Source organism: Dyadobacter jiangsuensis, from assembly GCF_003014695.1.
Taxonomy (GTDB): domain Bacteria; phylum Bacteroidota; class Bacteroidia; order Cytophagales; family Spirosomataceae; genus Dyadobacter; species Dyadobacter jiangsuensis.
Genome location: NZ_PYAS01000004.1, coordinates 114,059 through 128,271, shown reverse-complemented (window position 1 = coordinate 128,271; position 14,213 = coordinate 114,059). Strand labels below are relative to the sequence as shown.

The 14,213-nt window shown below is 51.3% G+C and carries 6 protein-coding genes; 4 read left to right on the top strand and 2 right to left on the bottom strand.

What is annotated here, in order from left to right:
- Window positions 1–245 precede the first annotated feature (245 nt).
- Window positions 246–2,888, bottom strand: a complete 2,643-nt coding sequence (locus CLV60_RS08960; protein ID WP_106595053.1) for a DUF7133 domain-containing protein — start codon at window positions 2,886–2,888, stop codon at window positions 246–248.
- A gap of 118 nt (window positions 2,889–3,006) precedes the next feature.
- A complete protein-coding gene (locus CLV60_RS08955) occupies window positions 3,007–3,900 on the bottom strand; it encodes a LysR substrate-binding domain-containing protein (RefSeq protein WP_106595052.1) in 894 nt (297 codons plus the stop codon).
- Between the two features lie 67 nt (window positions 3,901–3,967).
- On the opposite strand from CLV60_RS08955, the gene CLV60_RS08950 reads away from it, so the two are divergent.
- The 4 genes from CLV60_RS08950 (at window position 3,968) to CLV60_RS08935 (ending at window position 14,055) form a co-directional block, all read left to right on the top strand.
- A complete protein-coding gene (locus tag CLV60_RS08950; RefSeq protein ID WP_106595051.1) occupies window positions 3,968–8,260 on the top strand; it encodes a T9SS type A sorting domain-containing protein in 4,293 nt (1,430 codons plus the stop codon).
- 157 nt (window positions 8,261–8,417) lie between these two features.
- Window positions 8,418–8,738 (top strand): PadR family transcriptional regulator, encoded by a 321-nt coding sequence (locus CLV60_RS08945; RefSeq protein ID WP_106595050.1) that lies wholly within the window; start codon window positions 8,418–8,420, stop codon window positions 8,736–8,738.
- Window positions 8,739–8,741: 3 nt separating this feature from the next.
- Entirely contained in the window at window positions 8,742–11,366 is a 2,625-nt protein-coding gene (locus CLV60_RS08940) for an ABC transporter permease (protein ID WP_229210885.1), read from the top strand.
- Entirely contained in the window at window positions 11,359–14,055 is a 2,697-nt protein-coding gene (locus tag CLV60_RS08935) for an ABC transporter permease (RefSeq protein ID WP_229210884.1), read from the top strand. The genes CLV60_RS08940 and CLV60_RS08935 overlap by 8 nt, the downstream gene beginning before the upstream one ends.
- Window positions 14,056–14,213 lie beyond the last annotated feature (158 nt).

Sequence of the window (14,213 nt, the reverse complement as noted above, 5' to 3'; positions counted from 1 at the left end):
GAGACGATGGGTGCAAATATTAATCAACTTAACAACTACAAATTACTTCTATCAGACTACTAATTTATCGTAAAAATTGCAGATTCCGCAAAAAAATGGGCATAAACGCATAAAAATTCGTCAGAAAAGCGCCACTCCGCACTTTTGAAGGCCAAAATCCTCAAAATCGCAACCTTGGTTTTGTCCAAAAATGAAAGCCGGCCCGCAAAACGCCGGGCCGGCTTTTAGCCATTAATGTTTGTATGTTACTTCTTCTGTTGCGACAGGAAGGTGATCAATGAAGCAAATTCCTCGTAGGACAACTCATTGGCCAGCCCCGGAGGCATCATCGATGTTTCCATCTCCTTACGCGAAGTAATGTTGGCCACTTTAATGGTGTTCACCTGACCGGTAATGTCACGGATCACCAGCTTTTCAGCCGATTCTTCAGAAACAAAACCCATGTAGGTCTTATCGCCTTTGGTCGTGATCATCACCGAAGCGAAGCCCTGAGAAATCGAAGCGTTTGGTTTCAAAATCGACTCGGCGATCTGCTCGCGGTTCATGATTGAACCGATTTGCCCCATGAACGGCCCTTTCATTACCTCGTTGCGGCTCAGGCTGTGGCACGCTACGCAACCCTGCTTAGTAAACAGTTTACGTCCTGTGGCCGGATCTCCCTGGATTTTCGCGATGGCCAGCATCACATCCTCGATCGACGACTCCCCTACCTGACCTTTTTTGTTACGAATTTTTTCCAGGTCAACTTTCACCTCCTCTTTCGCAGCCACTACTTCTTCTCCACCAAACTCGGTAATACCCATGCGATTGCGCGCATTCAGGTCGGCGAAGAACTGCTTGTCGCTCGCGGCATTAAATTCCTTCATCAAAAAGTCTTTCACTTTCGCAGACGACTCCCATTCTACCGCTTTGTAGTATGGGCCATGCGTATCCGGGCGCGTGCTCCACCACCAGGAACCGTCGTAATCGGCTTCTTTTTTGTAAATTCTTCCCATTGTCGTCAGGATCTGGTCTTTCAATGCCTTATCGCTGGTTTTACCGTAAGTGGCAATCAATCCGTCAACAGCCTTGGGATCATGCATGTAGCGCAGTGCCCACAATGCGATCGTAGAGTTTTCGGTGCCGATCGCGTTCACGCAAGCGTCCACTGCATTCAGTGCCACGAGCGCGCGTACCGCGATGTGCGGGGTAACGATAGCCGAGTTCGGCGTAGCGTGAGGGCCTTCGGTCCCTTTAGCTGGTGCCACAAATGAGCCCGGTACTTTTACTTTCAGCAATGCCTGAGCGCCTTCCGGTCTGCCCAAACGGCCCAACCCGATCGCCGCAGCGAGTTTCTCCCGCGCATTACCATTTTCGAGTGCTTTCAGGAAAGGCTCTACCGGCACTTTGGCAACGTATGGCTTTCTGTCGGCCAACGCCCGCAATGCATATTCGCGCATATCACTTTCCGAAGCCAGTTTTGCGAGCTTATCAATGCCTTCCGCACCGGCTACCTGCGCGTAGGTGTACATACCTGCTACGCGTACATATAAAGGAGCCTTTTTGTCCTCTGCAACGGTCCAAGCGGCTTTCGCAGCATCTTTGGCCGGACGTTTCAGCAATTCCTGCTGGGCAGCCAGACGCTGCACTGCGCTTTCCGATCGGAGCAATGCTGCCAGCTGTTTCACCGACGACTTGCTGATGTCTTTGAATGCCTTATACTGCCATCCCTGCGGTACAGCGCGGGAGATAAAGCCTTTACCCGGGTTACCCGAATATCCGGCGCCATCCCAGGCGGCAAGGTAAACACGTCCCGAAGCATCGATATCCAGGTCTGTCACCTGTGAAAGCTTAATAAACTCCTCCTCCTTCTGCTGGAAGGTAGGACCGTCCGGCGTTAAGCGGTGCACGTACACCTGGCTGCGGCCCCAGTCGGCCATCATCGGTACGCGGTTGTATTTAGCCGGCCAGGTCGGGTCGTCCAAAAAGAGCGAACCTGTACCAGAGCCTCCGCCAAGGTCAATCAATGCGGGGATAATCTCTTCGGTAAAATTCTTGAACAACACCGGGTAACCATATTCCCCCGACTGGATCTGGTTGCTGAAACGGATGTTCCAGCCGCCGCCGTCGTTGGTGTTGTCACGGGTGAAGATATTCATGTATGGGTCAATCGCCACGTCATAAATGTTACGTAATCCGTGGGTATACACTTCCATTTCAGTACCATCAGGACGTACACGGACGATACCGCCGCCCAATTGGGTCATTTTTTTGCCCGAACGGTCGAGCGCGTCGTGGAAACCGAAATCACCCACGGCGATGTAAATCCACCCGTCGATACCCATGCGGATGCCGTTGGTAGCGTGGTCGGTACCGCGGCTTTGAAGGAATTTCGGCGAACAAACATTCTGTATAAGCGGCTTGGCCGGCCCGTCTGCTACACCGTCGTGGTTTTTGTCCTCCAACACCACCAAGTCCATTCCGGAAGCCTTGCCGGTTTCTTTGGAAAAAGTAGTATGCAAAACAAACACCTGGTCGCCCTGAGCAATGATCCCGCGCGGGTTATCCAGCATTGCGAATGTTGTGTGCTGGTCTACCTTGCCGTCATTATTGGTATCAACAAGGCGCATAATACTGCCTTTTCCGGGTGTTTTACCCAGCGAGCCGATCATGTCGACCCCGACAAATACCTCGCCCGTAGGCGCCACAGCCAAACAGGCCGGACTTGGCGTAAGGTCGTGACCTGCGAAATGCGTTACATTCAGTTCTGCCGGCCATGCAGCAGCGTTAGGAAGGGAGTCGGCTTTGGTCAGATTCCGGGGCTCGGATCTTTCCTCTTTTTGAAGGGTGCCCGTCGTCGACCATAGCATAAGCAGGAACGCCGAGACGCTTAATGTGATTTTTAACATAAATAGTTTAACAAAAATAATTTCAACCCTTTCATCAAGAGCTGATTGGTACAGTACACAGATTCTTAAAATAGGATGCAGGTCATAACTACTCTAAAAAACCCCGCAATATAGCCGTCTATTTTCTCCGATAAAGCGCAAAGCGCATGAAAAGCTCCGGCAAAGCCTCCTGCTGTCCGTGCAGGGTAGTAAAATGAAAGTGGCGGTCAATCGAAAGCCCTTCGACATCAACAATCCGGCACTCCTTGCTCTGCAACTCCTTTAATACCGCATGCACAGAAATAAACGCCATACTATCCGAATGCAGGATGTACAATTTCATGCTCTCGCTGCTGCTCAGCTGCATTTCGACATTCAGGTCGCCCAGCCCCAGCCCGATCGACTTCAGTGCATGGGCGATCACTTCCAGCGTCCCCGATCCTGGTTCACGGAGTAGCAAAGGGATATTCCGCAGTTGCTCGGCATTCACTACCCCGGTTGCAGCCAGTGGGTTTTTGCTGTTTGCCACAAGCACAATTTCGTCGTTCAGAAACTCGGTGTACTTGATGGCGGCATTTTTGGAGAAGCCCTCGATCACTCCCAGGTCAATCTCCTTATGCTGCAATGCATGCTCGATCTCCTCGGTATTCTTGGTGGTGAGGGTAACCTCAACGTTGTGAAACTTGCGGTGGAATGCTGCCAGAATAGGCGGCAGAATGTACTGCGCCGCCGTTGTGCTTGCCCCCAGCCTCAACTTGCCGCTATTCCGCTGTGAAAGGCTATTGATCTCAAATTCGAGATTTCTGTAAATATCGAAAATCTGCTCGGCATGGTGCAACAGTATCGCCCCGGCGGGCGTCAGGCTGATCTTGGCGCCATTCCGCTCGAATAATTTGGTTTTTAACTGATTTTCCAGCTCATGAATATGCTTCGTCACGGCAGGCTGTGTAATGAAAAGCTCGGCAGCGGCTTTGGTGAAGCTCAGGCGACGGGCGACGGTCTGGAAAACTTGTAACCGAAAGTCGAAAACCATATATGCCGTATAAAATTAGTTGTAGATTTGAATTCTTACTTGCAATTCCAATAGCAAACTACCTCTAATGAATCGATTTTACGTTGCCCTGTTTCTATTTTTTCTATTCATCCGCGGCGCCCTCGCTCAATCCAACACCATCCAAATCTCGGCCGAGGGTGACCTCTGCGCCGATCCCGTTCTCAAAATCGACGCGACTTTAAGCGGAACTTTCGGTAAGGACAATGTATTCAAAGCACGAATCCAAAAACCGTATGCCAGTGACGTGACAGAGCTTCCCGCGATACTCCGTAACGGCAAATTTGAAGTAACACTCCCCGGAAATCTGCTCAACACCACCGACAGGTATGAAATTCAGGTCGACGCCTCCTCTCCCGCTACCGCCAGTAACCGTAGTTACGCCTATTTTCACAAGAAGGGCCAGGTAACGATTTCCCAGGCGCTTAGCGATACGGTCAATCAATACAAGGAATTTTCATTCTACCTAAACACAAACAGTACTTCGTCCGGCATCGTAACACTCGTTGACAGCAGCAAGGTAAGTTTCTATGCAGACCGTGATGCGGCGTTCCAGCAAATTCGTCGCCTGTATCCCGAAAAATCAGTCAATTACACCATTGCTCATGCCGAGAATGTATGCGGAGCCATGACCGTCAGCGGCGCAGCGAAGGTTTACGTAAACCCTGTGCCGATCCAGACGACCCTCGTCACGCCCCGGGCCGCATGTCCCGGCTCACAGATCAGGGTCCGGTTTTCGGCAGGCAACGATAAATTGAATGAGGGCACAAGCTACACCATAAAGCTCACAGAATCCGTGGACGCCGGGTTGCCTGCGAATCCCAAAAAGTATTATGCTCAGGCCATACTGAAAGACGGGGAATTGCTGGCAACCATTCCCGAGAACATTTCGCTGGTGGTGGGCAAGGTATTTACGGTGTCTGTAATGACACAAAATCCCGGCACCGTGGGCGAAGCAGGTGCCGCCTACCTGTGGATTCATCCCAAACCTTTTGCTGAAATTACCTCAACCAGCAGTAAGGTGCTTGCGGGCGACGGCTTCGGTATTACCGTCCGGTATATCGGCCCGGATCCATACACCATTGTCCTGAGCGATGGCACCAAAATAACGGGCATCAGTGACATAGGGCAGATCAGAAATCATGACCTCAAAACCTACCCGACAACAACAACGGAGTATACCATTAAGGCCATTCAGTCCAGCTGTGCCGCTGCGCCTTTATCGCAAAACAAAGTGGTAGCGACTGTCCCTTCCGGCCTGATATTGCCGAAACGTGACATCACCGCGCCGTACTGCGAAGGGGCAACAATCCGCCTGCCCTTCTCGGCAAATGTCGACCTTCCGGCAAATGCAAGTTACTCCATGAAAATCCGGTCCCCTCTTGACACCGTCGTTGTTCCAGCGCAGCGTGTGGGATCGGAAATAGAATTCAAGATCCCGGATATCTGGTCAAAGTCTCCCAGTCGTATTTGGCGGCAGAAGTCATTTTCTTTTCAGCTTATCTCTGAAAATCCGCGTCTGGAATCCAACCTGTTTACCGATGTTACGATACAGGGGAAACCTGAGGTGGTATGGATAGAACCGAATAGAGAGGTTCCTATCCCCGCCGTTCACTCATTTGCGTTTAATTACAAGGGAGGAGGCCCGTATTCTATAAACGCACCTTATGGAACCTCATGGATTTCCAACATATATAATGATATTGGCTATGGGAATTTTTACGTCACTAAATCGGGACAATATGCATTGAAATCAATCAGTAACAGCTGTTTTTCCAACGACTCACCAACGCCCCTAAATGTGAAGGTGCTCGATGAATCCCCCTCTAAGTTGACCATCGTCGCTACCTCAATCAAATATCCTGCCTGCTATGGCGACACCCTGGACATGGAAATCGGAACCACCGGGCAGTTTCCCGACGGTGATGAATTCATGATCCAGCTCAACAAATCGAGCAGTTGCTGTGAGTTTGAGACCATCAAAACCGTTACAAAAGCCGGAAAAGTAAAAGTTCCGATACCTTATGACCCACAAGGGAATATCAGTTCAGGCACGGCCTCCTATTATATCATGGTGGTTTCCAAGAAAACTGGGGTGGCCAGCGAACAGGTCAACCTTGAAACCTATTATCCCTTCTACAATCTGCGGTTAGCTTATTCGGATAGGACAAGCTTATCAGGTGCCGGTTCCAAGGCCGTCGATATGGAGCTCAGCCACCTGGGAGGAACACCGTGGTCGCTCACCTATTCAGATGGCAAGCAGGACCATTCCGTCATTTTGGATGGCAATTGGTACACTTCAAGGTTTTCGGTAAATGTGAAACATGGCGCCAATCACTTCGTCGTAAAGTCGATCCGATCGGCCTGTGGAGTGCAGAATATCAATCTTCCCGCCGACATTTTCGTGGATCGTTATCGTGTCATCGTTCCATCGGAAAACTGGCATACGCTCATCTGCACAGGAAGCACCATCAGGGTACCCTTTGAAGTAATGGACACGACCCTGGTTTCAACCACTTTTAAACTCCAGATATCCAAAGACAATACCACTTTCACCGATGCCGGCCCCAATACCAACTCGCGAATAGCCGAATACCAGGTCCCGGCCGACTACTCGACAGGCAATTACTACATGCGCGTAATATCCTCTGATGGCGTCTTTTCGAATAGTTTCAGTCTCGATATCAGTAGTGCCCCGACAGCGACCATTACCTCGATATCTTACCCGGGGAGCGGCCCGTTCGAGGTTGAAGCCGGCCAGCAGATGCGCTTCGATATTGAAACGACAGGAAGGGTTCCGCAATGGATTGTTGCTGACGGCCTGTACGATTACAATAGCAATCAGAACAAGTTCTCTACCTCAATTTATCCGGTCAAGAGCGGAACATTCGCTATCAAATCTATCAGCAACTCTTGCGGATACGGCCCGGTACCGGCCGCGGTGAGCTACAAGGTTTTGCCCAAGCTTACCTTGCAAAGCATCGGATACACATTTTGCAAGGATCAGAATCTCGCAGCTACCTATAATTTGCTGGGTGATTTCGATCTCTCCGACGATTACATCCGCTTTTCTTTAATCAATAGCAGCACAAACAAGACGATTCTGCTCGATTCCACCCGAACCCCACAGGGAATGCCTCTTTTTCGATTACCGGAAGGGGTTGAACCCGGCTCTTACCTGCTCCGAGGCACCATCCGGAAATACAAAATACAGACGGATGTATTTGTCATGATCGATCAGAAACCCCGCCTGACACTGCTTGGCAATACAACCATTAACCCAGGCGGGCAAACCAGTCTGGCTATCAGGTCGCTGAATGGCTTGCAGGGCCAGACTATCCGCTACACGCTTTCAAATGGCGTTTCGGGTGATTACTTTCCTTCTGGCAACCAGGGCGGTACGGTAACCGTGGCTCCACAGGTGACTACACACTATCAGATCGTGTCGGCGACCAACCAGTGCGGCAGCGGAGCGATCGTCGGCGAAGGGGTTACTGTAACCGTCAACCCGACTTCCGCGAAATCGGTGGAAGTCACAAGCTGGAATTCGGTACGCCATTATAGCTTCCTCTGCACCACGGATACCATTCAGGTATATTTTACAAGCACCGGCACGTTTTCGTCCTCCAACAAATTCCTGGTACAACTTTCCGACTCCACAGGACTGAATTTCAAAACTTTGCCCACAACCGGATCGGCATCGCCGCTCACCGCCGTCATACCAGCCGGTCCGGCCCGTTCGGATGGGTACCGGATCCGCGTCATCGCCACCGATCCCGATGCGGCGGTTGCCGATTTCCGCAATCCACTCGCCCTACGCTATAGACCGACTGCGCGATTTGCCACCGACAAGGTATATCAGCAAGGAAATGCTGTTCCCCGAGTGGCCGCCATACTCACTGGTGACAGCCCTTGGCAAATCAGTTATGCCAATTCGAAGTCCGCTTTTACCACCAATCTATTTGCTCCGGTCGACTCCATAGCACTGCAGAACCCAGCTCCTGGCGAAGTTTATGCGCTGCGGAGCGTGATCAATAGCTGCGGACCGGGGCAGATAATAGCCCCCGCCTCCGTCAGCATTGAAACCGTTACCGGCGTCGAACCCACATTGCCGTCTATTGTCGCATTCCCCAACCCTACGAGAGAGTTCGTTACGTTAAATTTTGGCAAACCCGGCAAATACAACGTGCATTTGTCTGACATTTCCGGCAGGCTGCTCGCTTCGTTTAAGACCATCGGCGAGACGCTATCCCTGGATCTTCGTAAATATCCACCGGGCGTTTTGCTATTGAATGTGGAATCGGGACCGCAAAAAAGCACATTCAGGATTATCCGGCAATAGTTATTTCAAAACATCCGCTACTGTCCGCATCCGGCATCACCAATGTCCGAATGCGGACATTTTCTTTGCCCCAATTTTAAATAAAATACTAATAATCAGCACTATAAATATCAGGCACACCATTTGTTATACATTTACAGAAATAATAAATGCCCTTATGAAAGGAACCTATCTGGGAGAGTTTGAAGAGGTAGTATTGCTGGCCGTCGCGATACTGGCCGGAGATGCTTACGGAGCCTCGATCACCAACGAGATCGAACAGCAAATGGGGCGGTCGGTGAACCTCGGGGCTGTGCATGCCGCATTGCACCGGCTGGAAGAGAAGGGCCTGCTTTCCTCGCGCCTGGGCGGAGCCACAGCCGAGCGCGGCGGGCGGAGCAAGCGATTCTTCACCGTCACCATGGCCGGCACCAAAGCGCTGGACAATATCCGCGAAATCCGCAACCGCATGTGGAGTGCTATTCCCAAACCCGCCTGAGCCATGAACGCCCCCATTCAACCGCCCAAATGGGCCACACGTCTGTTGCACTGGTTCTGTGCGTCGCACCTGGTGAACGACCTGGAAGGCGACCTGCTGGAACTTTTCGTTCAACGCGTTCGTACACAGGGCCCGCGTGAGGCCCGCAGGCGCTATGTGCGTGATGTGCTTTCGCTGATGCGGCCCTTCGCTTTGAGAGAAAAACCCGGAAAATATCCCAAACCTGCATCCACCCAACCAGCCATGATCCGTAACTATTTGAAAATCGCTTTCCGCAACCTGGTCAAGCACAAAATGTTCTCCTTTATTAATGTGCTGGGATTGTCGGCGGGCATGACCGCCTGCTTTTTGATTGCATTATACGTGCATTTCGAGCTGACTTACGACGTTTTCAATCAAAAGGCCGCCCGTATTTATCGCGTCGCAGCAGATGTCAAAACCAGCTCCGAAACGCTGCATTACGCGATCAGCCCGTGGGCGATGGCGTCGAATATGCAAAATGACTTTCCCGAAGTTGAGGCATTCGCCCGGGTACAAAAGGAAACAACGTTGTTCCGCAAGGGTGATCTCAAATTCATGGAAGAGAATGCAGTCCTGGCAGATTCGGCGCTGTTCAGGGTATTCGATTTGAAATTGCTGAAAGGGAACCCTCAAACTGCACTGGCGGCGCCACTGAGCCTGGTGTTGACCGAAACTTCTGCCCGGAAGTATTTCGGAGAAAGTGACCCGATGGGCCAAACGCTGCTGCTAGGCACCGAAAGCGAACCATCGATGGTTACCGGCGTGATGCAGGACCCGCCTGTCAATTCGCAAATCAAAGGCGATATTTTCGTATCGATGAGCACTTACACGGCGCATCACGACAAAAATATCGAACGCGAGTGGGGCAGCTTCGGCGCTACTGCATTTGTGCTGCTCAAATCCGGCGCCGATCCGGCAGCGCTGGAAAGGAAGTTCCCCGCATTTATGCAACGCCATGCCGGCAAGCTTATGGCCGAGCAGCAAATGCAGATCGGGCTCGTGCTCGAACCCCTCCGTGACATTTACCTGCATTCCTCACGCACCACGGAAGAATCGGGCAGCATTAATAATGTATATATTTTCTCGGCGGTCGCGTTTTTTGTCATGCTGATCGCCTGCATCAACTTCGTGAATCTTACCACGGCACGCTCGGTGGAACGGGCGCGGGAGGTGGGTGTGCGTAAGGCGGTAGGCGCGGCTAAAAGCGCTTTGGCGAGGCAGTTTATCGCCGAATCGATACTGATATCCGTGATCGCATTTTTTCTATCTATTTTGATTTCGGCTGCATTGATACCAGGCTTCAACATGCTTGCAGGCAAGGCAATCAGTAAAGGCATGGTTCATGAGATACCATTTGTGGCCTGTCAATTCGGGGTCGCATTGCTGACCGGCTTGCTGGCCGGCATTTACCCCGCATTCGTTTTGTCTTCTTTCGAGCCGGTGAAAGTATTGAAAGGCCGTTTTACAACCAGTTTGAAAGGCATAATGCTTCGCAAGGGCCTGGTAACCGTACAATTTGCGATTTCGATCACGATCATTATCGCAACGATCGTCATGTACGCCCAGCTCGATTTCATGCGGAGCTACGGGTTAGGATTTTCAAAAGACCAAACCCTGGTAGTAGAAGCTGGCCCGGGCCGCGAGCGCGATGCATTCGAGGCAACCATACAAAACTATGCGGGCGTCAGATCAGCAGCCGCTTCTTCGGAAGTCCCCGGCAGCTGGAATCCGCAGGCCTATTCCAAATTGGAGAATAAAAACGGAGAGATGCAAGCTGGTAACATGGACGTTTACCGCATTGACTTTGACTTTACGCAGCAGTACGGACTGCAGTTGCTGGCAGGGAGGGCCTTTTCAAAACAATTCCATACCGACAGCACCCAATCGTTGATGATCAACGAAGCAGCGGCCAAAGCACTGGGATACCGGTCGCCGGAAGAGGCTATAGGCAAAAAATTCGATCAATGGGGCCGTCAGGGCACTATTATTGGAGTCGTTAAAGATTTTCATTTCAAATCGTTACATGAAACGGTAAAACCGCTCACCTTCCGCATAATCGATTTTTGGAACGGCCAGTTGCTTTCCGTGAAAATCGACGGAAAGAACGTAAAACAAACCCTTTCCGCCATTGAAAGCCAATGGAAAACCATGCACCCCGACAAGCCGTTCACCTATTATTTCCTCGACGAGCTCTACGACCGCCAGTATCGCGCCGACGAGCGTTTCGAAGCGCTCTTCCTGAATTTTGCAGCATTGGCCATCTTCATTTCATGCCTGGGGTTGCTGGGCCTTGCCTCCTACTCTACCGTTCAGCGTACGAAGGAGATTGGCGTCAGGAAAGTCATGGGGGCTTCGGCTGCCAGCATTGTGGGATTATTGTCCAGAGACTTTCTCCAACTGGTAGGTATAGCATTCGTGGTCGCAGCGCCTCTGGCCTGGTTTGCGATGCACCGCTGGCTGGACGGTTTTGCCTATAAAACAGATATTCGTGCCTCATTTTTTATCGCAGCGGCATTGCTTTCCACCTTTGTCGCGCTGGCTACCATCAGCTTTCAAAGCATTCGCGCCGCATTGATGAACCCTGTAAAAAGTCTGCGCAGTGAATAATTTACAAAATACACAGCCACCCCGCTGGCCAGGCCGGCTGCTAAGGTTATTCTGTGCGCCTCATCTGGTGGAGGAGCTGGAAGGCGATCTGCATGAGCTTTTCGCGCAGCGTATACGCATGTACGGCGCCAGGCATGCACGTGCGCGGTATGTGCGCGACGTTTTTAGTCTTGCGCGGCCTTTCGTGCTGCAAAAAGAGGTATCTAACTTTCCACAACCGTCTGTTTTTCAAACCGCCATGATCCGGAACTACTTTAAAATCGCCCTGCGTAACATGTGGAAAAACAAGGGCTTTTCCGCGATGAACATCACCGGGCTGGTCGCCGGCATTACGGCCTGTCTGATGATCCTGCAATACGTAAGCTTTGAGCTGAGCTTCGACAGGTTCAATCAGGACTTCGAGCGCATTTACCGGGTTACCAATGATCGTTTCCAACAGGGGAAGCTGATCCAGCACGGCACAATTACCTACCCTGCCGTAGCGGCCGCTATGACCAGCGATTTCAACGAAGTCGAAACTTATACCACAGTCGCTAATCCGGGTACATTTAACCTGCAAAAGGATCGCCGCATATTCGCTGAAAAAAGTGCCTATGCCGACGAACGCTTTCTATCATTTTTCACATTTCCGCTCGTGGCCGGCGATTTCAAAACGGCATTGAAAGCGCCCTATTCCATTGTGATTTCAGAAACCAGTGCCAAACGGATTTTCAATGCAAAACCGGCCGATTATGCGGCCCTGATCGGAAAACCGATTATGGTGGACCTCGATACGAGGCCCTACCAGATCACGGGCATTATGAAGGACTTTCCGGCAGCTTCGCACCTGCAATACAGCGCGCTGATGTCCTTCGAAACGCTCCCGCAAACCTGGGGCGAGTGGATCCGAAACAGCTGGGAGAGCTCCGACGTCTGGCATTATGTCAAGCTCCGGCCCGGCGCGGACGTGGCTGCATTGTCCAAAAAACTGCCTGCCTTCAGTGACCGGCACTTCCAGGGCAACAAGATTTCGGGCAGCGTGGAGCAGTTTTTCCTGCAACCGCTGGGCAAAGCGCACCTTTTTTCAAACTACGAATATGAAATCGGGCTAGTCAACAATGGAAAGGCTGTTTGGACAATGCTGATTATCGCTGTATTTATCCTGCTCATTGCCTGGATCAACTACATCAACCTCGCCACAGCGCGGTCGCTCGAACGCGCACGTGAGGTAGGCGTGCGCAAAGTTGCGGGCGCAACGAAGGGGCAGCTATTCAGCCAGTTCATGTCCGAATCCATCTTGCTGAACCTGCTGGGGTTGGTTCTGGCCATTGCGCTGACGTTGCTATTGCAGCCTGTGCTGAACAAGCTGATTGAAAAGCCGCTCTCATTCGCTCTGCTGACAGGCGCCGGATACGGCGGTTCCGTTTTTGCGCTCGCCGTTGCGGGCATTTTCCTGTCCGGAATTCTGCTTTCTGGCTTTTATCCGGCATTCGCATTGACCTCATTCCAGGCGGTTCAGGTGTTGAAAGGCTCTTTCAAACGTTCCGTCAAGGGGATTTGGATAAGACAATCGCTCGTCGTGTTTCAATATACGGCTTCGATGGTACTAATCGTAGGCACATTCATCGTTTTCAAACAAATTCAGTTCATGCGCGAAGAAAAACTGGGTTTTGATATGGATCAGGTGCTCGTGGTGCGCGGCCCGGAGCTTACGCGCTGGGATTCCGCGTCCATCGACCGGATCAATGCCTTCAAAACCGAGCTCGAACGCATTCCGTCCGTACAAATGGCGAGTGCCTCGGGAAACGTCTTCGGTAACCGGCTGAGCCGCAGTTTCAACTTCCGGCGCGTTGGCTCGAACGACCCAAAGGGCGTTACATTCAACCGGATGGCCGTCGATGCCGACTTTTTTGAAACCTACAAGATCCCGCTGCTCGCTGGTCGTAACTTCCTCCCTACCGACTCCAACCCGATCGGCAATAAGGTTAAAAACGCCATTCTGAACGAATCAGCGGCAAAACTGCTAGGCTTCAAGAATGCTGCCGAAGCTGCGGGGCAAAAATTCGTATTCAACAACAAGGAATGGGACATTGTAGGTGTTGTGAGCGATTTTCATCAGCAATCCCTGAAACACAACATCGAGCCTATCGTATTCGCGCCCTTTTACACGTTATCCGGATTTATTTCTGTGAAAATCGACGCTTCCAATCCAGCACAAAGCATCGCCATGGTGCACAAAAAGTACGACGAGTTTTTCCCGGGCAACAATTTCAATTACTTTTTCATGAACCAGCGTTTTGATGAGCAGTACAAAGACGATCGCATTTTTGGCCAGATTTCCAGCTTCTTCTCGCTGCTGGCTGTGCTGATCGCCTCGCTCGGCATTTTCGGGCTCTCTTCGTACACCATCGCGCAGCGCACAAAGGAAATCGGCGTCCGAAAAGTCCTTGGTGCCACCGTTTCCGGCATTGTAACGCTGCTTTCCAAAGATTTCCTTAAACTCGTGCTCCTGGCCGTCGTTATCGGCGCGCCCATTGCCTGGTACGGCGTAGAATTCTGGCTCAGCGATTTCGCCTACAGAATCGATATTGAATGGTGGATGTTTGCTATCGCCGCTGTATTGTCCATCACCATCGCATTTGCATCCGTGAGCCTCCAGAGCATCCGGGCGGCACTAATGAACCCGGTGAAGTCGCTTAAGAGCGAATAGGCTGGCCTCGTCAGGAATTGTCAGGTGTGGTTGAGTTTGGTCAGGAGTTGTCAAGTGTAGTCAGGAATTGTCAAGAGTGGTTACGAGTAATCAGAAATAGTTATTTATTGTTTTATATTGGGTAAAATCCGAATTCCAGTGATTCATTCCTGACGACA